Source organism: Lachnospira intestinalis (genome assembly GCF_040095895.1).
Classification (GTDB): domain Bacteria; phylum Bacillota; class Clostridia; order Lachnospirales; family Lachnospiraceae; genus Lachnospira; species Lachnospira intestinalis.
In genome coordinates, this window is sequence record NZ_JBBMFS010000003.1 from 201,432 (window position 1) to 226,000 (window position 24,569).

At 43.5% G+C, this 24,569-nt stretch carries 19 protein-coding genes and 1 riboswitch; of the genes, 1 reads left to right on the forward strand and 18 read right to left on the reverse strand.

Annotation, left to right across the window (positions count from 1 at the left end; genetic code table 11):
- Positions 1–4 precede the first annotated feature (4 nt).
- Positions 5–808, reverse strand: coding sequence for a putative ABC transporter permease (locus WMO37_RS05345; protein ID WP_349154486.1), 804 nt, complete (start codon positions 806–808; stop codon positions 5–7).
- Positions 809–944: 136 nt separating this feature from the next.
- Complete coding sequence (metK, locus tag WMO37_RS05350; protein ID WP_022432027.1) at positions 945–2,126, reverse strand: methionine adenosyltransferase; 1,182 nt, start codon at positions 2,124–2,126, stop codon at positions 945–947.
- 134 nt (positions 2,127–2,260) lie between these two features.
- A riboswitch (SAM riboswitch) is annotated at positions 2,261–2,382 on the reverse strand.
- Between the two features lie 150 nt (positions 2,383–2,532).
- On the opposite strand from metK, the gene WMO37_RS05355 reads away from it, so the two are divergent.
- Complete coding sequence (locus tag WMO37_RS05355; RefSeq protein WP_349154487.1) at positions 2,533–3,636, forward strand: HD-GYP domain-containing protein; 1,104 nt, start codon at positions 2,533–2,535, stop codon at positions 3,634–3,636.
- Positions 3,637–3,707: 71 nt separating this feature from the next.
- Here the strand turns inward: WMO37_RS05355 and spoIIID are convergent, their stop codons facing one another.
- The 16 genes from spoIIID to WMO37_RS05435 form a co-directional block, all read right to left on the reverse strand.
- Positions 3,708–3,959 carry a sporulation transcriptional regulator SpoIIID gene (gene spoIIID, locus WMO37_RS05360; protein WP_022432029.1) on the reverse strand — a complete coding sequence of 84 codons (252 nt, stop codon included), beginning with the start codon at positions 3,957–3,959 and terminating at the stop codon, positions 3,708–3,710.
- Between the two features lie 108 nt (positions 3,960–4,067).
- On the reverse strand, positions 4,068–4,502 hold the full coding sequence (locus WMO37_RS05365) for a MarR family winged helix-turn-helix transcriptional regulator (protein ID WP_349154488.1): 435 nt from the start codon (positions 4,500–4,502) through the stop codon (positions 4,068–4,070).
- Between the two features lie 345 nt (positions 4,503–4,847).
- Positions 4,848–6,704: an ABC transporter ATP-binding protein gene (locus tag WMO37_RS05370; protein WP_349154489.1), complete on the reverse strand. Its 1,857-nt coding sequence runs from the start codon at positions 6,702–6,704 to the stop codon at positions 4,848–4,850.
- Positions 6,704–8,431: an ABC transporter ATP-binding protein gene (locus WMO37_RS05375; protein WP_349154490.1), complete on the reverse strand. Its 1,728-nt coding sequence runs from the start codon at positions 8,429–8,431 to the stop codon at positions 6,704–6,706. The genes WMO37_RS05370 and WMO37_RS05375 overlap by 1 nt, the downstream gene beginning before the upstream one ends.
- 255 nt (positions 8,432–8,686) lie before the next feature.
- Complete coding sequence (locus WMO37_RS05380; RefSeq protein ID WP_349154491.1) at positions 8,687–10,033, reverse strand: MFS transporter; 1,347 nt, start codon at positions 10,031–10,033, stop codon at positions 8,687–8,689.
- 41 nt (positions 10,034–10,074) lie between these two features.
- On the reverse strand, positions 10,075–10,902 hold the full coding sequence (locus WMO37_RS05385; protein WP_349154492.1) for a zinc dependent phospholipase C family protein: 828 nt from the start codon (positions 10,900–10,902) through the stop codon (positions 10,075–10,077).
- Between the two features lie 245 nt (positions 10,903–11,147).
- Complete coding sequence (locus WMO37_RS05390) at positions 11,148–12,509, reverse strand: MATE family efflux transporter (protein WP_349154493.1); 1,362 nt, start codon at positions 12,507–12,509, stop codon at positions 11,148–11,150.
- Positions 12,510–12,555: 46 nt separating this feature from the next.
- Positions 12,556–14,391, reverse strand: a complete 1,836-nt coding sequence (gene recQ / locus WMO37_RS05395) for a DNA helicase RecQ (protein ID WP_349154494.1) — start codon at positions 14,389–14,391, stop codon at positions 12,556–12,558.
- An 8-nt stretch (positions 14,392–14,399) separates the two neighbouring features.
- Entirely contained in the window at positions 14,400–16,091 is a 1,692-nt protein-coding gene (locus WMO37_RS05400; RefSeq protein ID WP_349154495.1) for an extracellular solute-binding protein, read from the reverse strand.
- 289 nt (positions 16,092–16,380) lie between these two features.
- Positions 16,381–17,229, reverse strand: a complete 849-nt coding sequence (locus WMO37_RS05405) for a sugar ABC transporter permease (RefSeq protein WP_349154496.1) — start codon at positions 17,227–17,229, stop codon at positions 16,381–16,383.
- Positions 17,226–18,557: a carbohydrate ABC transporter permease gene (locus WMO37_RS05410; protein WP_349154497.1), complete on the reverse strand. Its 1,332-nt coding sequence runs from the start codon at positions 18,555–18,557 to the stop codon at positions 17,226–17,228. Before WMO37_RS05410 ends, WMO37_RS05405 begins: the two co-directional genes overlap by 4 nt.
- Positions 18,558–18,590: 33 nt before the next feature.
- Positions 18,591–19,853 (reverse strand): extracellular solute-binding protein, encoded by a 1,263-nt coding sequence (locus WMO37_RS05415; protein ID WP_349154498.1) that lies wholly within the window; start codon positions 19,851–19,853, stop codon positions 18,591–18,593.
- 175 nt (positions 19,854–20,028) lie between these two features.
- Entirely contained in the window at positions 20,029–20,385 is a 357-nt protein-coding gene (locus WMO37_RS05420) for a PqqD family protein (protein WP_022432041.1), read from the reverse strand.
- Positions 20,366–22,267 carry an OPT family oligopeptide transporter gene (locus tag WMO37_RS05425; RefSeq protein WP_022432042.1) on the reverse strand — a complete coding sequence of 634 codons (1,902 nt, stop codon included), beginning with the start codon at positions 22,265–22,267 and terminating at the stop codon, positions 20,366–20,368. Before WMO37_RS05425 ends, WMO37_RS05420 begins: the two co-directional genes overlap by 20 nt.
- 129 nt (positions 22,268–22,396) lie before the next feature.
- Positions 22,397–23,248, reverse strand: coding sequence for a carboxylating nicotinate-nucleotide diphosphorylase (gene nadC, locus WMO37_RS05430; protein WP_022432043.1), 852 nt, complete (start codon positions 23,246–23,248; stop codon positions 22,397–22,399).
- On the reverse strand, positions 23,214–24,569 hold the full coding sequence (locus WMO37_RS05435; protein ID WP_349154499.1) for an L-aspartate oxidase: 1,356 nt from the start codon (positions 24,567–24,569) through the stop codon (positions 23,214–23,216). The genes nadC and WMO37_RS05435 overlap by 35 nt, the downstream gene beginning before the upstream one ends.

Genomic DNA, 24,569 nt, shown 5'->3' on the forward strand with positions numbered 1-24,569 from the left:
CGCTTTATTTTTTCCTATTAAAATACTCTTTAAATTCGTCCAGCGCTTCGCCAAACTTATTAGATGTTGCAGACGGGAAACTATTTAACATGGAATTTTTGAATTTTCCGGCCTTTTCCTTTACCGCATCCAATTCCAGCCTTAAGCGCTCCGCGCGTGCCTCCTGCATACTGAAAAATTCCCTGCTGCGCTCATTGTTCTTATCTGTAAAGACACCTTTAGCATCATTTAAACGCTCTGTCAGTTCTGACAGTTCATTTTTAATTCTTGTTTCATACGTGAGCAGCTTCTGGAAATCCAGCGCCTTTTTAAACGCATCAACTGTATCCACGGATGCCACCGCAATGATAAAAAATAATCCGACTCTTAATATATTTGCCGGAACGGAAGCCACCAGTGCTGCGACCGGAATATGCACAAAGCAGACCAGCAGTACTGTCAGCACACCCCAGAATAAGGACGAGGTCAGACAGATATAGCCGTGAATCTGAAATTTTTTATTGCTGTAATCCCAGTAGCGCATGTTAAACATCATTTCCATCAGTACACCTGTAACATATTCCAGCGCCGTTGCACCGATTGTACCACAGATGTATACTAAAACATAATTATCCTTTGCCCAAAGTGTTGATAACAGCATGATGACCGCTCCCGAACCGTACAGTGGCAGCATCGGACCTTTTAAAAAGCCTCTGTTTGTCAGTTTGCGCTTGTTAAAGGATACAATGGCGGATTCAATGCACCACCCTAAAAAGCTGTAAATAAAAAAGAACGCAATCCACTCTGTAATACTATAATTCTCAATCATACATTTCCTCATTTCTTCATTTTCAAATGCAGTTTCACACCTGCCCTGCGGCAGCTTACTTTTTCTTAAAAAGCATACTTCATTTAAAAACAGTATAAGCCGACAATGGAGTATTTGTCCATAGCCGGCTTATATTTTATAAATACATTTTTAATGCATCTACACGGTCAAGTTTTTCCCATGGCAGATTCAGGTCGTTACGGCCGAAATGTCCATAGCTTGCTGTCTGCTTGTAGATCGGTCTTCTTAAATCAAGCATCTTGATAATACCTGACGGTCTTAAATCGAAGTTTTCACGGATGATTTCTACAATCTTATCTTCGCTTAACTTCCCTGTTCCGAATGTTTCCACGCGGATAGATGTCGGCAGTGCAACACCGATCGCATAAGATAACTGGATTTCACATCTGTCTGCAATACCTGCGGCAACGAGGTTCTTTGCTACATATCTTGCGGCATATGCTGCGGAACGGTCTACCTTTGTGCAGTCCTTACCTGAAAATGCACCGCCGCCGTGTCTTGCAACACCACCGTAAGTATCAACGATAATCTTACGACCTGTCAGACCGCTGTCACCGTTTGGTCCGCCGATTACGAAACGTCCTGTCGGATTGATATAAATTTTCGTGTCATCATCTACCATACTGTTGTCTACAATGGCATCAATAACATACTTCTTGATATCTGTATGAATCTGTTCCTGTGAAACTTCCGGTGCATGCTGTGAAGATACAACGATGGCATCCAGTCTTACAGGCTTGTTGTTTTCATCATATTCCACTGTAACCTGTGTCTTTCCGTCCGGTCTTAAATAAGACAGTGTACCGTCTTTTCTGACCTTTGTCAGCTGTCTTGCAAGCTTCTGTGCAAGTGCTGCGGAATATGGCATATATTCTTCTGTTTCATTGGTTGCATAGCCAAACATCATACCCTGATCGCCTGCACCAATGTCATCTGCATCCGGATCAATGCCTTCTTTTGCTTCAAGTGCCTTGTCAACACCCATTGCAATATCCGGTGACTGCTTGTCAAGTGCCACCATAACGGCACAGGTATTACCATCGAAGCCTTTTTCAGAGCTGTCATAGCCGATTTCTACTACGGTATCTCTTACAATCTGTGCAATATCTACATTGGCCTTTGTTGTAATTTCACCCATAACCATCACAAATCCTGTATTGGTTAATGTTTCACAGGCAACTCTTGAATATGGGTCCTGTGCATATAATGCATCCAGTACTGCATCAGAAACCTGATCGCAGATTTTGTCCGGATGTCCTTCTGTTACTGATTCTGAAGTAAATAATCTTTTCTCCATGAATTCTTTCTTCCTTTCTTTCATCGGGCTTTTTATGTCCCTGTAAACTGTTAAACGCTGCTTCTGGTACTTCTCCTGAAACTGAAAAACGAGCCCCTCTGACAGGACTCGTAATCTATGTAAGATCCGTAATCCTCTTATTGTTCGACCTGCCGCAAAAGCAGGATAGTCGCTCAGGTTGGCACCTTCCATATCTTACCATATGGGGTTGCCGGGCTTCATCGATCCTATGTATCTCCACCGCTCTAAATAAGGGACATCTTAAATTATTCAGTTAATCATTCATACGTATGTATATTACACAATCTATGGGCATTGGTCAAGTACTTTTTATTGACTTTTTATCCCCTCAACCATATAATGAAGCTACCGGAACATTTATACTTTTGTAAAGGAGATTTCAAGGATGAGCGACAATACACAGGAGAAAAATATTTTTATTTTTGATGCCGCTGAAGGCATGGTTTTATCACAGGATATCATGACTTCCACCGGTCATCTTATTGCTGCAAAAGATACCGTTTTGACTTTAGATATGATTGCAAAAATCTCTGAGTACAATGTCTTAAAAATTAATGTATATGAGGAAGCTGCCGCACAGCCTGAGCAACCGGAAGTTCTGGAACAGATGACTTACTATGAAAAAGTTAAGCAGAGCCAGAATTTCGAACATTTTAACGAAACTTTTATTGATGGCATTAATGATTTAAAGACAGAATTAAATGACATTGTCATTAACCACGAAACAATTGATACGACTGCGCTGTTAAAGAATACCGAAAAAATTCTTGCAGGATATACGAATACTCTCCAGATTTTCGATATGCTCCACTGTATGCGTGATATGGACGATTTAACATATGTCCACTGCATTAATGTTGCCATTATTGCCTCCATTCTTGGAAAATGGCTCGGCTATTCTGAGGAAGATGTAAAGGTGCTGACTTTATGCGGTATTTTACACGATATCGGAAAGCTTTTAGTTCCAAATGAAATTTTAAGCAAACCGGACCGGCTGACCGTTAACGAATATGCCATTATTAAAGAGCATGTCAACTTAGGCTATCAGATTGTAAAGGATGCCGATATTGATGAGCGTGTTAAATCTGCAATTTTACTGCACCATGAAAAATGCGACGGCTCCGGATATCCAATGGGTTTAAAGTCAGACGACATTCCTGATTTTGCAAAGATTATTACAATTGCAGATATCTACGATGCAATGACCTCTTCCCGCATATACAGAAAAGCCCTCTGTCCATTCCACGTTGTACGGGATATGGAACAAGATGCTTTTACAAAATTTGACCCGAAGTTCAGCCTTCCGTTCTTAAAGAATGTCGCCACTTCTTATATCGGAAATAATGTCAAACTTTCTGATGGTCGCACCGGCGAAGTCGTTTTAATTAACGGACATGCCCTGTCACGCCCGATTGTAAAGTGTGAAGGCAATGAATTTGTAGATTTATCAAAAGAACGCAATTTAGAGATTGTTGCAGTATTACAGTAACTTTTCTCCCTAAACAAAACAGGCCGGTACCGTCTGATGCATCAGACGGTACCGGCTCATTTTATATGCTGTTACTGTTCGTGCAGGTATTTTTCGCGCGTTGCCAGTCCTCCGCGGATATGGCGCTCTTTTTTGTTGACATCAAGCACCTTGCGCGCTTCATTTGCAAGCGCCGGATTGATTCGTGTCAGACGCGCCGTCACATCTTTATGTACGGTGCTTTTGCTGACACCGAATTTTCGCGCGGTCTGGCGCACGGTTGCTTTGGTTTCGATAATATATTCCGCCGTCTTTACTGCCCGTTCTTCGATATATCCTTTCATGCAATATCCTAAAGTTTGTTTGTATATCCTATTCGGACAACGGAAAATATATGCCTGCTTCTTACAGCCTGCCAGCCACAAAAATGAGGGCAGCCACAAAAGAAGTTCTTATTTACAGTTTTGTGAAATATTGTCCTCTACTTTTTGAAGCAATACGAAAAGCTGCTCCGCTTCTTTCTCTGAAAGATTACTGCAATAAATTTTATCCGTTTCTTCAAATATCTGCTGTACCTTTTTGGCAATATCCATTCCCTTGTCTGTCAGGGCAATCAGCCATGAACGGCGGCAGTCGGGATTACTTTCCCGTACAAGCAGTCCTGCCTGCTCCATTCGGTCAAGTGTCCTTGACATTGTGGTTACATCTAAAAGACAGGCATCCGCAAGTTTTTTCTGTGTCATACTGCCTTCAAAAAGCAGTTCTTTTAAAATGCGCGGCTGTCCCTGCCCCACTGTAAGCCCCAATGCGATAAACTGCGGCCTCATTAATCTCTGCCGCAGCACTTCTATCTTAAATAATTCATTCCGAATCTGTTCTTTTTTCATACTTTCCTCTTTTCTATAGGCATTTATGCCGAAAGAACGCGAACTGAATTTATTCAGTTCTGCGATAAATAATATTTGCGACACCTGCGGCGCAAATATCTGTATGGACGAGTTTACTGTCAATCTACGATAATGGCAATTTGCTTTACCTGAAAGCAAATTGCCGTATGAGCAATCTCTCGCATATGAATTGCTCATACTTCATACTAATCTTCATTCCGCAGGCATTTTAATGCCGTAGGAATCGCGAACTGAATCTATTCAGTTCTGCGATAAAAAGCGGCTTTGTGACGCCTGAGGCACAAAGCGCTGTGTGAAAAATCTTAGATTTAAGGATTTTTCACATTATTCCAATTCAAACTGTCCCGTATACAACCTGTAGTATCTTCCCCGCTGTTCTAACAGTTCCTCATGACTGCCGCGCTCTATGATTTCGCCCTTTTCCAATACCATGATTGCTTTGGAGTTTCGCACGGTTGACAGGCGGTGTGCAATAACAAATACTGTTCTGCCTTCCATAATCGCATCCATGCCCTTTTCAATCAGCCGCTCGGTGCGGGTATCTACAGAACTGGTCGCTTCGTCTAAAATAAGCACCGGCGGTTTGGCAACTGCCGCTCTCGCAATCGCAAGTAACTGGCGCTGCCCCTGCGAAAGATTACTGCCGTCTGCATACAGCATTGTATCATAGCCGTCCGGCAGTCTGCGGATAAAGGAGTCCGCATTGGCAATGCGTGCTGCCTCATAAACCTCCTCGTCAGTCGCATCTAACTTACCGTATCGGATATTGTCCGCAATCGTTCCCGTAAATAAATGCGTATCCTGAATAACCATTGCCAGTGAGCGGCGCAAATCGTCTTTTGCAATCTTCTGAATGTCGATACCGTCATAGGTAATCGTCCCCGACTGGATTTCATAAAAACGGTTAATCAGGTTGACAATCGTTGTTTTTCCCGCACCGGTTGAACCGACAAATGCGATTTTCTGTCCCGGTTTTGCAAAAAGAGAAATGCCGTTTAATACGCGCTTTTTATCGGTGTACCCAAAGACTACATTTTGAAAACGCACATCACCTTTTAATTCAACATAGCGGAAGCCGCCGTTTTCCGGCACTTTCCATGCGTAATCCGGTGTGCTTTGTTCACATTCTGTCAGTGTGCCGTCCGCATTTTTTACGACGTGACATAAATGCACGTTACCTTCGTCCACTTCCGGCTGTTCGTCCATCATGTCAAAAATTCGTTCCGCACCGGAAAGCGCAGACAACAGAAAATTGACCTGCTGGGTAAACTGGTTTAACGGCATTGCACTCTGGCGCACATATACCAGATATGCCGAAAGACTTCCCAAATCCATCAGTCCCCGGATTGCAAGCAGGCCGCCCGCACAGGCAGACACCGCATAATTCAGATAGGAAAGACTGACAATGGTTGGTATCATCATACCGGCAAAGGACAGAGCATTGGTGGACTGCTTTCTGAAATTTTCACTGAGTTCACAAAAACGCGCATAGTCTTTTGCTTCGTGATTGAAGACCTTTTCGACCTTCTGTCCCTCTGCCATTTCCTGTACAAATCCGTTAATTTTGCCGAGTTCCTCCTGCTGCCGGTTAAAATATTTTTTGCTGTGCTTTCCGTTTAAGCGGATAACCACAAACATAACAATTAAAAATACCACAACAATCAGCGACAGCCGGATACTGAGTACCATCATCATTATCACCGTACCGAAAAGCATCATGAAACTCTGGATAATCATTGCAAAGCTGTTGTTCATCGCTTCCTGTACGGCATCGACATCGTTGGTAAAACGGCTCATTAATTCGCCGTGTGTATGCGCATCAAAATACCGCAGGGGCAGTTTTTGTACGTGTGCAAATAAATCGCTTCGGATTTCACGGATGACCTTCTGCGAGGTCTTCACCATTAAACGGTTGTATCCGAGCGTTGCCAGCGCGCCGCACAGATACATCACGCCCATTGCCGCAACGGCACGCACCAGTCCGTTTAAATCTCCCGGAACGATAAAGCGGTTAATAACCGGCTTTAAAAGATATGTTCCCGTAATATTGGCTCCGGCACTGATAAGTACCAGCAGGGCAACCAGCAAAAAGGACCATTTGTGCATGCCTAAATATACCAGCAGATGCCGGATTGTCTTTTTCGTGTCTTTCGGTCTTTTATATCCTACATATTTTGCCATTATAAATCCGCTCCTTCCTTCTGGGATTCGTAAATTTCCTGATAAATGCGGTTGGAAGCAAGCAGGCTCTCATGCGTACCGATACCGCTTACCCTTCCGCCGTCCAAAATAATAATCTGATCCGCATGGCGCACGGAAGATATGCGCTGTGCAATAATAATTTTTGTCATATCAGGCAGTTTCTCTGCAAGTCCTTCGCGGATTCTGCTTTCTGTCGCCGTATCAACCGCACTGGTTGAATCGTCTAAAATCAGTACCTTCGGCTTCTTTAAAATGGCTCTTGCAATGCAGAGGCGCTGTTTCTGACCGCCGGACACATTGACCCCACCCTGTCCCATTTCGGTCTGATAGCCGTCTTGCAGGCGGTCAATAAATTCGTCAACGCAGGCAATCCGGCAGGCTTCTTCAATTTCCGTCATGGAAGCGTTTTCATCGCCCCATTTTAAGTTATCAAGCATTGTTCCAGAAAACAGTGTATTTTTCTGAAGTACCATAGCAATCGCATCTCTTAAATGCTGCATCGGATAATTTTTCACATCAACGCCGTCCACCTTTACCGTTCCCCGCACGGTATCGTAAAGGCGCGGAATCAGCTGGACAAGCGTGGTTTTTGCCGCACCGGTCTGACCGATAATTCCTACTGTCTGACCGGCTTTAATATGAAATGATACATCGGAAAGCACATATTCTTTTGCTTCTTCCTTATATTTAAACCACACATGGTCAAATTCGATTTCGCCGCGCTCTACGCTGATGTCCTTTGCATTTTCATCGGTTAAATCTATTTTTTCATCAATAACCTCAAGGATACGCGCGCCGGATGCTAAGGAACGTGTCATCATTAAAAATACGTTGGACATCATCATCAGCGAATTTAAAATGAGCAGGACGTAGCTTAAAAATCCGGTCAGTTCACCGATACCAAGCCTGCCCTCATGAATCAGATAACCGCCGAATAACAGCAGTGACAATATTGTTGCGTACATAACAAACTGCATGGCAGGCATATTTAACACGGCAATGCCAAATGCTTTTTCGGATTCTTTTTTCAGATTAAGATTTGCTTCTTCAAATTTTGCGATTTCGTAATCGCCCCGCACATAGGCTTTGACTACACGGACTGCCGTCAGATTTTCCTGAATCGTGCGGTTCATGCGATCTATCGCAAACTGCATTTTGGAATAGAGCGGACGTACATTTACAATAATGCAAATGAGTAAAACGGCAAGTACCGGCAGTGCCACGAAAAATACAAGCGCCAGTGTTGAATTAATGGAAAATGCCACGCCCGTTGCAAAAATCAGCATGACCGGACTTCTGCCAAACGGACGCATACCGGTTGAAACGGCATTCTGAATATTCGTGACATCGCTTGTTAAACGTGTCACAATCGACGATACCCTGAAATGGTCGATATTGGCAAATGAATACGACTGCAATTTTTCGTATTCGGCTTCACGCAGGTTTGCGCCCAGTCCCTGACCGGCAAGCGCCGCAAAACGGGCGCTTCCGATTCCAAGCACCAGTGCCGCCGCCGCACAGAGTACCATTTGAAATCCTTTTTGATAGATGTATCTTTCATCGCCTGTCGCAACGCCGGTGTCAATCAGATCCGCCATAATCATCGGAACCATTAACTCCAGCACTGCTTCCACCGCGATGCAAAACAATGCCAGAAAGGCATATTTCTTATACTGTTTCATATAAGAAAAGATTCTCTTTAACATTTATTGCACCTCCAACTGTTGTATGTGCAACAATTGTAGATTCAAGTTTTTGGAATGTCAAGAGGATTTTTGCAACTTTTCCAACCCAAAATAGCCCTGTTTTTGCAACTTTTCCAACCTTTTTTGAATAAAAAATGCAACTTTTCCAACTTCTTTATAAATTTCATTCTATATATTGTGCATCGCTTTACCCCTTAAAATACAAAAAGATGAAACTCTGCACTACATTTCTTGCAAAGTTTCATCTTTTAATTTCTATACCACTTCCTGTTCACTCCCCGGAGCTGCCACACCTTCCCCGTCCCATGTACAGGAATAAGCCGAAGTCAAGTGGGAACGGTGAGGCGTTTCCTGTACATGGGACTTTGTATTGCAAAGTGACACTGATTTACGGAACAAAATAATGCCTGCTACAAATAAAACTGCAATCATACCTACACCGGCGTTGATGTTTCCGGTTATCTGCGATACAAGGCTTACAATCGTTGTTCCCATAAATGATGCGCCTTTTCCGCAGATGTCCATCAGTCCGAAATATTCTCCGGACTTTTCGGCAGGAATGATTTTTGTAAAATATGAACGGGACAACGCCTGAATTCCACCCTGAAACATTCCAACCAGTACCGCAAGTATCCAGAACTGAATCTGGCTCTTTAAAAATACGGCAAAAATTGCAATTCCAAGATAAGCAAAGATACACACGGTAATCAGGCGGCAGGTTTCCATTCTGCCGGATAATTTTCCGAAAAGTATTGCGCACGGAAATGCAACCAGCTGCGTAACAAGCAGTGCCAGTAAAAGTCCTGTGCTGTCCAGCCCCAGTGCAGAGCCGTATGCCGTTGCCATGTCGATAATCGTGTATACACCGTCTATGTAAAAGAAAAATGCCAGCAGAAACATAAAAATATGTTTTTCTTTGCGGATATTGCCAAAGGTCTGTCCCAGACGGCAGAAGCTTTCTTTTACCGCGTGTTTCTGCTTTTCCACATAAAATTTCTGTTCATATCCTTTTAATAGCGGAAGCGACATCACAAGCCACCATGCGGCAATAATTAAAAATGCAATCATCATTGACATTTCCATGCTGATACCGATTTTTCCGCTGCCAAGCACAAGCACCAGACAGACAATAAACGGCACACAGCTTCCGATATATCCCCATGCATACCCTGCCGAAGAAACATAGTCCACGCGGTCTTCGTCTGTCACATCACCAAGCATGGAATCATAAAAAATCAGGCTGCTTGAAAATCCGACTTTTGCAATAATGTAAATAACCAGAAATAACAGCCAGCCTTTTGCAAGTCCAAGCAAAGCACAACCAGCTACGCCTGTTAAAATCGCCGCCGTAAAAAACGGCTTTTTAAACCCTTTGGTATCCGCCATGGTTCCAAGCACCGGACCTGCAAGTGCTACAAGAATCGTGCCAACCGATGCCGCATATCCCCAATATGCCAGATAGTCCACCGATGAAATCCCGGCATTGCCCGCCAGATAATTAAAATAAATCGGTAAAATTGTCGCAATCAGCAGTGTAAACGCTGAGTTTCCCACGTCATACAAAATCCAGTTTCTTTCATTTTTTGTTAATTTCTTTCCCATTTTCTGCTCCATTTCTAAGTGATATACGTTCTGCCGTTTGTTTACCCGCACATTTCCAGCGGCTCATCTTTTTCTTTACCGCCAAAAGTCAGACCATACCGCTTATCGAACGGAATTTTTCCCGATGCGCTGTCCTCATACTCATCAATTAACCGCTCCGCCAGCTTTTCGGCATCGCGGTAGAGCTGCATCAGCATCTGGGTGCTGTCCGTGCATTGCGGATTTTCGTTGTAATTGACTAACAGACCGTGCATTTCCTTATAATTTCCCGTTGCCTTTAACAGACCGTAAATCAAAAAACGCTTAAAATAGGATGGAGCTATTAAAAGTTTATTATTGGTAATCATGCCCTGTAATGCCTGCTCTGCCTGCTGTGGCGTTACATTTTTATAAAACGGACTGATAACCTCGGCATTTTTCAAAGTAGGATGAATATGCCCCGTCAGATTGTGTGTCAGCGGATTAAACCCATCCGTCAGCATTAATTTACGGTCGAATTCCACTTCGATTTCCGTATGGCTGACCCCGCTTTCCGCAATTTTTTCATCAATGTAGCCGTGACAGCTGACGTCCAGTGCAAAATGACAGCAGAAGCCGTAAATATACGCTTCACACGCTTCCTTATTTTCCGCTTTCTGCATCACCAAGGATGCCTGCCTGAAAAATTCAATGCCCGGACGGTCGTGCATCGCATATCCGACCTGATTGACCGGATTTGCAAAGAGCGGTTTGTAATAAAACAAAATATCCGGTCCATGCAGTCCGATATCATATAATTCCTTGTACTTTTCTATAATTTGTTTGGGCTTTCCTGTGAGATTACGATAAACCTCCTGCCCCATTCTGTAATGTGCATATGTTGATGGCATATTTCCTCCATTCCGATTTTCCGAGCAACCTTGTTGCGAGGTGGCGATGAGAAACTCGCGCAGGCGATTTCTCATCTGCCAACAGGGTTGTTTGTTTTCGCTCTTTATATTATTTAGTTTATCCCAGACTTTGTAAAATCTACTACCTTATTACAGTAAAATATCCGTAAATTTTTTTAAAATGTATGTAAAAAGGCGAAAAAAATATCTTCCCTGCCGGTTTTACCCGGTAAGGAAGATCCTTTTTACACGCTCATCGCCGTTCTGCCTTTGCGCGTGCTTTTTTCCAGCCGCTTACAGCAGTAAATAAATGCCGGTATCAGAAAGATGTCGGCGGCTATCCATGCACACGGATTGGCAAGACATGCACCGGTGTAGCCCGTTTTCGGCACAAGCAGGACTGCAGCAAAGGTTCTTGCCGCCATTTCAAATACGCCTGCAAGAATCGCAAATACCGAAAAGCCCATACCCTGTATGCAGAAACGCACAACATTGACAAAGGTCAGTGGAATATAAAACAGCGCACTATATAAAATAAACTGATATGTCAGATGAATGATTTCCACTTCATTTGCATCGACAAACAGCAGGGCGATGTAATCGGCAAAGAAATACAGCAGTATCAGCGCACCCACGCTGTAAACCGCACCGATAATGCCTGCTGCACGGATTCCTTTTCCAAGGCGCTTTAATTTGCCCGCACCGACATTCTGCCCGCCGTAGGTTGCCATAGTGGAACCGAGCGCATCAAACGGACAGCACGTAAATGTAAAAATCTTACTGCCGGCGGTCATCGCTGCTACATACGTTGCACCGAGCGTATTGACGGCGGTCTGCAAAATAACACTGCCGATTGCCGTAATTGAATACTGAAGCCCCATTGGAATCCCGTTCATGCAGAGATTGATCATATACCGTTTTCCCGCCCTGCGGTCCTTTGCCGAAAGCTTTAAAACCTCGTAGCGTTTATTCATATAAATCAGACAGGCAACACCCGATACAAGCTGTGAAATATCGGTTGCCACAGCTGCTCCCGCGACACCGATTTTAAGTCCCTGAATCAATACAAAATCCAGAATAATATTTAACACTGCCGAAAACACCAGAAAGATGACCGGTGTCTTGCTGTCCCCCAGTGCACGGATAATGCTGGATACAATATTATATAAGAATACGGTCGGAATTCCGGCAAAAATAATGACAATGTACGCATACGCATATTCATAAATGCTCTCCGGCGTGCGCATTACCGTCAGAATATTCCGGCAGAAAAAGACGGAAAGCGCCGTCAGCACAATCGAAAACACAACGCTTAATAAATAGCCGTTGTATACATAGCGCCTGAGCTGTTCATATTTCTGCGCACCAAACTGCTGTGCCACGGGAATGGCAAATCCACCACACACGCCCATGCAGAAACCAATAATCATAAAGTTGATACTGCTTGTTGCACCGACACCTGCCAGCGCATCAACCCCCAGTGTTTTTCCTACAATCATCGTATCCACCAGATTATAAAACTGCTGGAACAGCATACCAAACAGCATCGGTATGGAAAATCCCAGAATCAGCTTCATCGGTGAACCCTCTGTCATATTCTTCGTCATGAGAAACCTCCGTAATTACTTGATAAACACATTCTGTACAGAATCATCAGCTGTTTTGTTCAATACACCGGATAAATGCTTCTCCATACCGCGCAAATTTATTTTCACCGACACCGTTGACATCAAGCATTTCCTGCTGTGTATGCGGCATTTTATGACACATGTCAATCAGTGTCTTATCCGAAAAGATAATGTACGGCGGTAAATTTTCTTCTCTTGCAAGTGTCAGACGCAGCTGCTTTAACGCACCAAAAAGCGCAAGCTGCTTTGGCGAAAGCGTATCGGTTGCACGGCTTTTTGCCGTTTTGACCTTTGCCTCTGCCATTTTTTCCGTCCGTTCTGACCAGCGGATTAAAAAAGAAGCGCCCTCATCTAAAAGTTCTTCGCATGTTTTATCCAGCTTGATTATTCTATAGATGTCCGGCGTTTCTGTCAAGTACCCTTTTAAAAGCAGTTCTTCTGCAACCGCCTTTAGCTGCGCTTCGCTTGTTTTGCTCTGGATTCCGAAGGTTTCATAGCGGCTGACACCGTAGCTTTTTAACTTTGCGGTATTTGAACCTCTTAAAATGCCCATAATGACTCCCATTCCATACCGCTGTCCGCTCTCCCGGATACAGGCAATCATATCCCTGCAAAGCACCGTAACGTCTTTTTCTTCAAAGGAAGCATTGCAGTTGCCGCAGTTACCACATTCCCTGCGGTTTGTATACTCCCCGAAGTAATTGAGCATATATTCCCGCAGACATTCTTTAGTTGCACAGTAAAAACGCATTTTATTTAAACGACGGATATCATTTTCTCTGATAACATCTAAATCGTCCTGCGTAAATTCAGTATTCTGCCCTTTCTGTTCAATCAGAAATTCATGAATAACCACATCCTGCGGCGAATAAAACAAAATGCACTCGGCAGGCTCACCGTCACGTCCGGCACGCCCCGCCTCCTGATAATAATTCTCAATACACGCGGGCATATTGTAATGCAGGACAAAACGCACGTTGGATTTGTCAATGCCCATGCCGAATGCGTTGGTCGCCACAATCACCTGCGCCCTGTCGTAGATAAAATCCTCCTGGCTTTCTTTGCGGGTGTCATTGTCCAGACCCGCATGATAGCGCGCCGCAGCAATGCGGTTTTTACGCAGCATCAGATATACATTGTCCACATTTTTTCTTGTAGAACAATAGATAATACCGCTCTCGCCCTTGTGTTTTTCCAGATAATCCAGAATTTCGGCATCCTTCTGCTTTGTTTTGCGCACTTCAAAATACAGATTTTTCCTGTCAAATCCGGTGATTAATACTTCCGGATTCTGCAGTCCTAAAATACACTGGATATCTTCTTTAACCGTCTGCGTTGCCGTTGCCGTAAATGCACTGACAACGGGACGTTTCGGAAATCGCTTTATCAGATTGACAATTTTTAGATAGCTCGGTCTGAAATCCTGTCCCCACTGGGAAATACAGTGCGCTTCATCGACTGTAATCATGGAAATATCGGCATTCATGACAAATTCCAGAAAGCGGTCGGTTTCAAGGCGTTCCGGTGCAACATATACAATTTTATACCGCCCGCACATTGCATTGTAGAGTGCCTTTGTAATCTGTGTTTCCGTCAGGGCACTGTTTATATATGCCGCATGGATTCCGGCATCGTTTAATGCTTTCACCTGGTCAATCATCAGGGAAATAAGCGGCGATACCACTACCGTAATTCCCGGAAACATCAGCGCCGGAACCTGATAGCAGATCGATTTTCCCGCGCCGGTCGGCATAATGCCCAGTACGTCCTGCCCCCGCAGAATCGCATCAATAATTTTTTCCTGGCCTTCCCTGAAACTGTCGTAACCAAATACCTTCTTTAATACTTCTAGTTTTTCCAAAATCTTCCTCATTCTGCCGCAAGGGCGGCTTTTACTTCGTCTGTAATCTGTGCGCCGCCATTTTCCTGCCATGACCGCACAAAGATATCAAAATATTCCGGCGGTTCTTCGCCGCAGATGATTTTTAAATAGACTTCTTTTTCATTTTCCTTTAATTTCCACCACTCCGATTTCATGGTTTTAGTGGTTTTAAAATACAAGGACGGTACTGTAATCACCGAGCCTTCCCGGATTGCCTCACACGCTTTAATCCGTGTCATATACGCCGCCCATGCATCGGTTCCTGCAGATTCTTTATTTTCCATATAATTTTTACACGCAGTATAATAAGACTTTTCAAGCAGCTTTAAATCGTCTTCCTGCTTTTCGCCGGAAAAAACTGCCGCAATATCCTCATAGCACAGCTCCAGCGCATTGTTATAATCCACATTGATTGCCAGCGGTCTTGCCGTGGGTTCTACATTTAACTGATAATATTTTTCAAATTCTTCGGACGAATCACACTCATAGCGGATTTTGTCAAACATTACACTGATCATCTTCGCGGCAATTTCAGGGTGTTCGTAACCCTTCCTTACAACCACATATTTATATGCCGGATTCTGGCTGTGATACGAGGTATTGCCCTGCGCATCCGTCGCTATCAGATACGGCTGCCAGTCCGGCTTTTCAGACTGCGCTACAGCACTGACCGCAGATGCCAGCGGATTATTTGCCGCCCACCACGGTCCGAAAAACGAGCCGCATTTTCCCTGTTCTATCATTTCAATCAGATTCGATGTTGTATGTATCAAAAAATTTTTTTCAAGAATTCCTTCATTATAAAGTGTATGCACATATGAAAGCGCCGCTTTGGCTTCGTCTGTCACCGAACCGTATACCACCTCGCCGTCATCACCTGTAATCCACTGCTTTGGGTATGCTCCATAAGAAGCAAAAATCAAATCAAGCAGATATTCACTGCTGTAGCCGCACTCGCCTGCAATCTGTGTATCACAGACCAGTCCCACGGTTTCTTCCCCACCCATTTGATTATCTACAAACTGACGTACAATTTCAACCACATCTTCTATGGTCTGCGGTGCCGAAAGTCCCAGCGTATCCATCCAGTCTTTCCGCAGCCACACAAGGTTCGGTCCGTCCGTAATATTCGTTTCGGGCAATGCCATAATTTTACCGTCAAATGTCACGCTGTCTATCAGGTCTTCGCCGTAGCTGGCATACATTTCACGTATTCTGTCACTGATACAGTTCTGATACGCTACCGTCAGGTCTTCTATCATATCATTTTCGATAAGCGTTTCCAAGTCCTCATAATTGCTCACAAGCATAATATCCGGCAGTTCATTCATTGCAATCGCCATGCTCACGTTGGTATCATACTGCTTATCGGCTTCTTCAAAAACATCCCTGTTCTGGACATTAATCACTTCCTTAATATACCGCGTATACGCATTGTCTTCATACGTATCCCCCGCCGGCATATTGGAATTATTCGTGCTTATCATCTTTCCCAGTGTATACACAACCGTTTCGGGATACGCGCCAAACGGCGTGGATACCGCAGCCTGCATCTGCTCTGCATATTCCTGCCGCGAGGACAAAACACGATTAGCCGGGCTGTTACACCCGGCTAAAATCCCGCCCGCAGCTCCCGCCGCCAGCAGACACAAACAAAATTTTTTAAATCCTTTTATCATTCCACACACTCCACAGGCATTTTACAGAAATCAGCCGCCCAACCATCCGCACAGGCTGTTTCACAAAGATAAGCCGAAGTCAAGCGACAGCGGTGAGGCGTTCTTTGTGAAATAGCCCTGTCGCGCCTCCACTCTCCACAGGCTTTTTGCAGAGATAAGCCGAAGTCAAGTAACACGTTGAGGCGTTCTCTGCAAAAAGCCCTGCTACATCACGCTCTCGCAGGCATTTCACAGGAATAAGCCGAAGTCAAGTAACACGTTGAGGCGTTCTCTGCAAAAAGCCCTGACACTACCCTTTGACCGCTCCCGACATGCTCTCATTATAACACTTCTGCATGAAAATGAACAGCACTGCAATCGGAATTGAGATGCAGACTGCTCCTGCGGCAAAACAGGTGTACCAGCTGTCTACATATTCCTTTTCAAGCATCTGCCACAGACCAATTGCCACCGTATAATAATCGGCATTGGCACGGCATATTACTCTTGCAAAGATGAAATCCACCCATGGTGCGATAAAGGTCGTCAGCACCGTGTATACTATAATTGGCTTACTAAGCGGTATAGTGATTTTTGTAAACACCTGCCATTTGGTAGCACCATCCAACATAGCCGCTTCATCAATCGTTTTTGGAATTGTGTCAAAAAATCCTTTTGCAATATAAAACTGGATTCCGGACGAACCGGAGTAAACCAGTATCAGTGCCACACGAATCATGGAGCCTTCTGAAAGTCCAACTGCTTTTAAAATATAGTAAACCGCAATCATCGCCATAAATCCCGGAAACAGTCCGAGTATCATTGCAATATTCATCATCGGCTTTCTTAAACGGAAGCGCAGGCGCGACATACAATATGCCACGGACAATACAAAAAATGTTGAAATAATGCAGGAACAGATTGCAATAAACAGCGTATTGCCAAACATTCTCGGAAAATTTAAAATTCCGGTATCCGTAAATAATTTGATATAATTGTTAAATGTATATTTTTTCGGAAAAAAGGACGAGGTATAAGCGCCTTTCTGTGCGCGGAAGCTTGTAAGGATAATCCAGAACAGCGGACTGACCCAGATAATTGCAAGCACGCTTAAAAACAGATGCACCAGTATATTGTTGATTTTCTTTTTTCGTTTCATTGAAATCCCTCCTCGTCTTTATAGGATTTCGTCCGTCTGTATACAAGCAGCGAACCGATTGCCAAAAATACAAAGGTCATAATTCCGATAACGGCACCTAGATTGTAATACTGGTAATCCACCGTCATCTTATACAGCCATGTAACCAAAAGGTCTGTTTTTCCCGCGGTATTGCCTGCCAGCACCGGGTCGCCTTTTGTTAAAAGATAAACAATGTTAAAATTGTTGATATTTGCCGTAAATGTCGTAATCAAATATGGTGTTGTCACAAACAGCATATACGGCAATGTAATTTTAAAGAAACGGATTACCGGACCAGCGCCGTCTACTTCTGCCGCTTCGTAAAGCTCCAATGGGATATTCTGTAAAATTCCCGTAACCTGCATCATCGTATACGGAATACCAATCCACAGATTAACAACAATTACCGTTATTCTCGCCCATGCGACGTTAGAGAAAAACGGCAGGGACTTCTGAATCCAGCCAGCATTTTTTAACATTACATTGATAATGCCGTCCTGACTTAGCATACTGCGCATAACAAGCAGTGACACAAACTGCGGAATGGCAATCGACAAAATAAAAATCAGCCGCCAAAAGCCTTTAATTTTTGTTCCCTTCCTATTAATAAGCAGCGCCAGCAGCATGCCTAAGATGTAATTTAAACCTGTTGCAAATACCGCCCAGACAATTGTCCAGCCAAGCACAGACCAGAATGTTTTTCCGAGCGTTCCGCTTACATCAAACATCTGCCGGAAATTTTCCAGCCCCACCCAGTCAAACAGGATAAGATGGCTGTCTACTTTGCTGTAATTTGTAAATGCCATGGCTATCATAAATATCAGCGGCAGAATCGTAAAAATTAAAATGCCGCCAACCGGCAGTGTCAGAAGCAGTTTGTGCAGATTTTTATCAAACAGGGACTTAATGTCCTCTGCAAATGTTGTCACCGGCTTATTTTTTTCAATACAGACCTGTGCCTGATACGCACTTTTTACCGCACCTGCCCACACACAGATAAATGCGGCACAAATAAATAAAACTGCAATACCATAAAGTAAAATTAACAGGGAGTTATCTCCCTGAACATATTCATAGACGCCCAGTGTTTCATTCCACACTTCTCCCTGTTCTTTTTCACCAAGGCCCAGCAGTGCCAGAAGGCACTGCCAGCCATAGGCTGCCATAAAGAATAGGAAAGCTGCTTCTGTGAAAAGGAATAAGATTCCTTTGATAAATTGTTTTCTGAGGATATTGCCAAATCCCATCACAATTGCAGAACTTCTTGTGAGCCAATCTCCCTTTTTGAACGCATTAACCAATTCCATACGCAACCTCCAAACGCTGTGCGCGTTTTATTTCTATTTTACAATTGATGTATTAATCAATTTGTAAAAATCTTCTGTCTTTTCTGCTGCATTATCCAGTGTAATTTCTCCGTTAACAATGGATTTACTGAAGTTCTGTGCCGGTGTCCAGTAATTATTCATACCGGTTACCGTCGGCTGGATAACAGCAGTATTGTTAAAGGTATTATTCTGTGCAGTTACAAGCACATCGGATTTAACCGGCTCTACTGCCAGCAGTTCTGTGTTGCAAGGAATTACACTACGTAAATCATAATGGGACTGCTGTGCTTCCTTACCACCTAAATACTTTGCAAGTGCAACGGCAATCTGCTGGTATTTGCAGTTTGGATTCACGGCAACTGCTTTAGAACCTGCAAATGCCTTTAACTGCTTATCCGTACCGCCAATCTTGACTGTCGGAAGCTGTACGGCACCAAAATTATCACCCAAAATTTCTTTTACATTCTTATAATCCCATGAACCTGAAAAATAAGCTGCAACACTGCCGTCACGCAGACCTGCGATTCCGACACCGCCTGCATCGTTTACAAAATTCGGATTGCTGACCATAGATACCATTGCTTTCGTTGCATTTGTACCCTTATCACCTGAAATATCAATTCCTGCTGCATTATCTTTTCCGTCTTTACCAAAATATACACAGTCATTTGCAAGGAAGAATGATGACATATACCAGCCTTCTGTGATATTAAATGCAACCTTGTCCTTTGCAAGCATTGTATCCAGACTCTTCACGTCGCTGTCTGTAAATTTGCTCTTATCGTAATACATAAACCAGGTGTTGGTTGTAAATGGTACACCGTAAACTGCTCCGTCTACCGTAACGGAATCTACAATTGCCTGTGAGTTTGTACTCTTTACGTAATCTGCCGTTTCACCGCCAAGCTTTGCTATTGCCTTCGCATCAATTAATGTCTGTAACTGGTCATTTGCAAAGAAATATACGTCGGCTGAATTACTCGGATCCTGCGGAACGGTCTTTCCGGCATCCTGTTCGGAGCAGACACCGTATTCAAATGTAAGATCCCATTCCGGATGTTCTGTGTTGAATTTTTCACACATCGTCTGAAGCCATTTGCCATTCTCGTCTGCCTGATCTTCTGCGCAGCCCCATACGGTAATCGTTGTACTGATTTTTTCAGCCTCTGTGCTTTTCCCCGTATCGGTACTGCCGCCTGTGCCTCCGCAGCCTGTCAATGCTGTTACCCCAAGTGCCGCTGCTAAAAACGCGGCTGTCATTCTTCTTTTTTTCATAAAACCCTCCATTCCCCTGCTGTTTTCCTTTAAAACAGCAGAAACATTTTTGATAGTTTTATTATATTAGGTGTTGGAATTTTTTAAAATATCAGATATTTTAGATTCATGTTGATTTTTATTGACGTTTATAAAAAAAGACAGGCACCCTATTCCATGTGCCTGCCGCTTTCTATTACTCTTTAAAACGGATAAATCCGTAGCTTTCCAGATTTCTCATATACTGCACCAGCCGGTTGTAAAGCGGTTCTGCTTTTTCGCCAAAATGCGCTTTCACCTGTTCTGCAATATCGTATACCGTATTCTTTCCGTCCATTAACGGCCAGATAAAATTCCCCATTTCATCCAGATGAATCTGGGAAATCCGCGGCTTTTTAAAAACCACCTGGGCAATTTTGTTAAATACGCCTTTATTTTCCACGTAAACCGTAACTGCACCATTATCTGACACCGTATAGGAATACTGCTCATGATGCACCGGTATAAAATCCAGATAATTTCTTAAATCTTTTTTACTTGTTTTCTTTGCCATTCTTACTCCAAAGTGAGAACTTCAGGATGCACAGAATCATAACAACCATTAATACAACGCCGCCAATAATTCCGGTTGTAAAGCTGCCTGATAAATCAATCTTACCGGCTACGTTGACAACTGCGAGAATTGCAAGAAGGATACCTACAAGACCCTCACCGGCAATCATACCAGAGCAGAATAAGATTCCACTGTTTGCATCTTTATTTTCTTCCCTATCAGCCTTCTTCTTGTCAACGAACCAGCGGATAACACCACCAATCATAATTGTTGCGCTTAATTCCAGTGGCAGATATAAACCGATTGCTACAGGAAGTACGGAAATTCCAAGAATTTCAACAACGATTGCAATAAATACACCGATGAATACCAGCGCCCAAGGAAGATTTCCTTCCATAACACCTTCGATAATCATCTTCATTAAAGTTGCCTGTGGTGCTGCAAGCTCTGTTGTACCAAATCCCCATGCAGAATCCAGTAATACAAGAACGCCTCCGATAGTAACTGCTGAAACAACTGCACCGATTAATTCACCGATCTGCTGTTTCTTCGGGGTTGCACCAAGGATATAACCTGTCTTTAAATCCTGTGAAGTATCACCGGCCATTGCTGCGATGATACAGATAACAGAACCGATTGCAATAGCACCCTTCATGCCGTGTACACCTGTATCTCCTGTCACCTTTAAGCAGAGTGTAGAAAATAACAGGGTTGCAATTGCCATACCGGATACCGGATTGTTACTGCTTCCGACGATACCAACCATTCTGGATGAAACCGTTGCAAAGAAGAAACCGAATAATGCAATAATAACTGCTCCGAGCGGAGATACCGGAATTTCCGGTAACAGCCAGATTGCAATAATCATGATTAATACACCGATACCGATTACACGCATATCAAGGTCTACTTCTGTACGAACAGCGCTGTTGCTGTTTCCTGCACCCTTCATGCCCTTAATTGCATCTGCAAATGTTCTTACAATTAACGGAAGGGATTTAATTAAACTGATGATACCACCCGCAGCTACGGCACCTGCACCGATGTATCGGATATAGCTGCTCCAGATTGCGGAAGCACCGCCTGCAGCATACATATCAGCAATCGTCTTTGTTCCCGGATAAAGGATTGTGGAACCGCCAAATGTAATGATTGCCGGAATGAGTACAAACCATCCGATTAAACCGCCGGCAAACATATAAGATGCGATCTTTGGTCCACAGATATAACCTACACCAAGCAGTGCCGGATATACTTCTGCTGAAAGCTCTGTCTTGAATGCCTTGAGTGGTACTGTAATAACGCTTGGAATCACTTTGAGTCCATCGACTACAAACTTAAATAAAGCAGCAAGTCCCATACCTGCAAATACAGACTTCGCACTTGCACCGCCTTCTTCACCGGCTAAAAGAACTTCTGCACAGGCTGTACCTTCCGGATACGGAAGCACACCATGTTCTTTTACAATCAGTGCATTTCTTAACGGCACCATGAATAACACACCTAAGATACCGCCGAATAATGCGATTAATGAAATGGTAATCAGGCTTGGAGCCTCTGTAATACCTTCCTTTGACCATAAAAACAATACAGGAAGTGTAAAGATTGCTCCCGCTGCCAGGGATTCACCGGCAGAACCGATTGTCTGTACCATGTTACTTTCAAGGATTGAATCCTTTTTCATAATGACGCGGATAACGCCCATGGAAATAACTGCTGCCGGAATAGAAGCAGATACAGTCATTCCGACACGCAGACCAAGATACGCATTGGCTGCGCCGAAAATAATTGCCAGAAGAATACCCATAATGACAGATGTCACTGTAAACTCAGGCGTAATTTTGTCAGCCGGAATATACGGCTTAAATTCGTCTTTCTTCATTAGAAACCTCCAAAAATTTAGTGTGTTATTATGTTAACACACTATTATAAAAAAGAAAAGCAGATTATTTATCCAATTAAAGCAATAAAGCTATTTTTTTACTGATTTTCTTTATTTTGGAAAGTTTTTTTATACTGCATGTAAATTTTTTAAAGAAACGTCCAAAATCGGAGCGGAATGGGTCAGCGCACCGCTTGAAATATAATCCACGCCGATATCTGTCAGACGTGTCACGTTTTCTAACGTAACGTTGCCGGAACACTCTGTTTCTGCCCTGCCGTCAATAATACGGACTGCTTCTTTCATCATTTCCGGTGTCATATTATCCAGCATGATAATATCTGCGCCCGCTTCTACCGCTTCGCGTACCATATCCAGATTTTCGACTTCCACTTCAATCTTTCTGACAAACGGCGCATATTCCTTTGCCATAGTTACGGCTTCTTTGACACCGCCTGCGGCTCCGATGTGGTTATCCTTTAACAAAACACCGTCCGATAAGTTGTAACGGTGATTATAGCCGCCGCCGACCTTTACGGCATATTTTTCAAAAATGCGGTTGTTCGGTGTTGTCTTTCTTGTATCAAGCAGCTTTGTTTTACTGCCCTTTAACAAATCGGCTATCGAGCGGGTATACGTTGCGATACCACTCATTCTCTGTAAGTAATTTAAGGCAGTGCGTTCTCCTGAAAGCAGGACACGGATATCACCCTTTACGACTGCAAGCAAATCACCTTTTTTTACAGCATCTCCGTCCTTTACGTAAAATACGACTTCTGTTGTTTCGTCTAAAAGCTCAAACACTCTTTTAAATACGTCCAAGCCCGCAATCACACCGTCCTGCTTGCACAAAAGCTGTACCTCGCCCTGCTGCGGGTGGCGCATTACGGCATTTGTCGTAATATCTTCGCTTGTAATATCTTCTTCCAGTGCCTGCATAATTAATTTATCTGCATTTAACTTCATTGATATACTGTTCATGTACCTTTTTCTCCCTTTCAATTTCTTCAAAAATTTCTGTCTTGTACTGTTTTTTCAATTCATCATAGCCGTTGTACTTCCGGAGTGCTGCCGCTTCCACGAGCTTTGGACAACTCTCTGCCATATCAAAGCCGTCTGTAATATGCTTTGCCGCACGTTTCGCAAAGACCAGACTTTCAAGCAGGGAATTGCTTGCCAGACGGTTTGCGCCATGCACACCGTTACAGCTTGCTTCACCGACTGCATATAACTGTTCCATAGACGTTTTGCTGTTGCAGTCTACATGGACACCGCCCATAAAATAGTGCTGTGCCGGTACAACCGGAATACTTTCCTTTGTGATGTCATAGCCTTCTTCCAGACAATGCTGATAAATATTCGGAAAATGTTCCATAATCGTCTTTTTATCTATATTTTCAAGTGACAGATGCACATACGGCATATCGTCTTTTTCCATCTGCTCATAAATTGCCCGTGCAACCACATCTCTTGGAAGCAGTTCATCAACAAACCGCTCGCCTTTCCTATTTAATAAAATAGCGCCTTCCCCACGTACTGATTCGGATATTAAAAATCTTCTTCCCGGCTTTTCGGAATACAGTGTTGTCGGATGAATCTGGATATAATCAATATTTTCCAGTTTGATATGATGGCGCAGGGACAGTGCCAGTGCATCACCCGTCAGATGCGGAAAATTCGTGGAATGTGTGTATAAACCGCCGATACCGCCGCATGCCCATACGGTATCCTTTGCCGAAATTGTAATCAGATGCGGCATCGCTTCCTTTGATACACGGCATACAATACCGTAGCATACATTGTCCTGTTCAACAATATCTACCATTTCCGTATTTTCAAGGATTGTAACATTCGGCAGCTTCTGCACCTGTGCAAGCAGCTTGCTTGTAATCTCTTTTCCCGTGATATCTTCATGGAAGAGGATTCTCGGTGTGGAATGGGCACCTTCTCTTGTAAAACGCAAGTGTCCGTTATCATCCCGCTCAAAATCTACACCGTATCCGATTAAATCATCAATAATCTCACGTGAAGAACGAATCATGATATCCACAGACTCTTTTCTGTTTTCATAATGTCCTGCACGCATAGTATCTTCAAAATAACTGTCGTAATCATCTTCATTTTTTAATACACAAATTCCACCCTGTGCAAGAAACGAATCACTGCTTTCCAAATCCGCCTTTGTAATCATCACAATCTGCTTATCACGTGGCAGATTCAGTGCGGTAAACAAGCCGCCGACTCCCGTTCCTACAATCACAATGTCCGTATTAATATGTAACTTTACCTTATTCTCATTCAT

What these genes read in the sequence shown, in the direction of transcription:
- WMO37_RS05435 (WP_349154499.1), bottom strand. Translation starts at nt 24,569, where the DNA reads ATGAATGAGAATAAGGTAAAGTTACATATTAATACGGACATTGTGATT.
- WMO37_RS05345 (WP_349154486.1), bottom strand. Translation starts at nt 808, where the DNA reads ATGATTGAGAATTATAGTATTACAGAGTGGATTGCGTTCTTTTTTATT.
- WMO37_RS05405 (WP_349154496.1), bottom strand. Translation starts at nt 17,229, where the DNA reads ATGAAACGAAAAAAGAAAATCAACAATATACTGGTGCATCTGTTTTTA.
- WMO37_RS05355 (WP_349154487.1), top strand. Translation starts at nt 2,533, where the DNA reads ATGAGCGACAATACACAGGAGAAAAATATTTTTATTTTTGATGCCGCT.
- WMO37_RS05415 (WP_349154498.1), bottom strand. Translation starts at nt 19,853, where the DNA reads ATGAAAAAAAGAAGAATGACAGCCGCGTTTTTAGCAGCGGCACTTGGG.
- metK (WP_022432027.1), bottom strand. Translation starts at nt 2,126, where the DNA reads ATGGAGAAAAGATTATTTACTTCAGAATCAGTAACAGAAGGACATCCG.
- WMO37_RS05400 (WP_349154495.1), bottom strand. Translation starts at nt 16,091, where the DNA reads ATGATAAAAGGATTTAAAAAATTTTGTTTGTGTCTGCTGGCGGCGGGA.
- spoIIID (WP_022432029.1), bottom strand. Translation starts at nt 3,959, where the DNA reads ATGAAAGGATATATCGAAGAACGGGCAGTAAAGACGGCGGAATATATT.
- WMO37_RS05390 (WP_349154493.1), bottom strand. Translation starts at nt 12,509, where the DNA reads ATGACGAAGAATATGACAGAGGGTTCACCGATGAAGCTGATTCTGGGA.
- WMO37_RS05425 (WP_022432042.1), bottom strand. Translation starts at nt 22,267, where the DNA reads ATGAAGAAAGACGAATTTAAGCCGTATATTCCGGCTGACAAAATTACG.
- WMO37_RS05380 (WP_349154491.1), bottom strand. Translation starts at nt 10,033, where the DNA reads ATGGGAAAGAAATTAACAAAAAATGAAAGAAACTGGATTTTGTATGAC.
- WMO37_RS05410 (WP_349154497.1), bottom strand. Translation starts at nt 18,557, where the DNA reads ATGGAATTGGTTAATGCGTTCAAAAAGGGAGATTGGCTCACAAGAAGT.
- WMO37_RS05365 (WP_349154488.1), bottom strand. Translation starts at nt 4,502, where the DNA reads ATGAAAAAAGAACAGATTCGGAATGAATTATTTAAGATAGAAGTGCTG.
- WMO37_RS05375 (WP_349154490.1), bottom strand. Translation starts at nt 8,431, where the DNA reads ATGTTAAAGAGAATCTTTTCTTATATGAAACAGTATAAGAAATATGCC.
- WMO37_RS05420 (WP_022432041.1), bottom strand. Translation starts at nt 20,385, where the DNA reads ATGGCAAAGAAAACAAGTAAAAAAGATTTAAGAAATTATCTGGATTTT.
- WMO37_RS05385 (WP_349154492.1), bottom strand. Translation starts at nt 10,902, where the DNA reads ATGCCATCAACATATGCACATTACAGAATGGGGCAGGAGGTTTATCGT.
- nadC (WP_022432043.1), bottom strand. Translation starts at nt 23,248, where the DNA reads ATGAACAGTATATCAATGAAGTTAAATGCAGATAAATTAATTATGCAG.
- WMO37_RS05370 (WP_349154489.1), bottom strand. Translation starts at nt 6,704, where the DNA reads ATGGCAAAATATGTAGGATATAAAAGACCGAAAGACACGAAAAAGACA.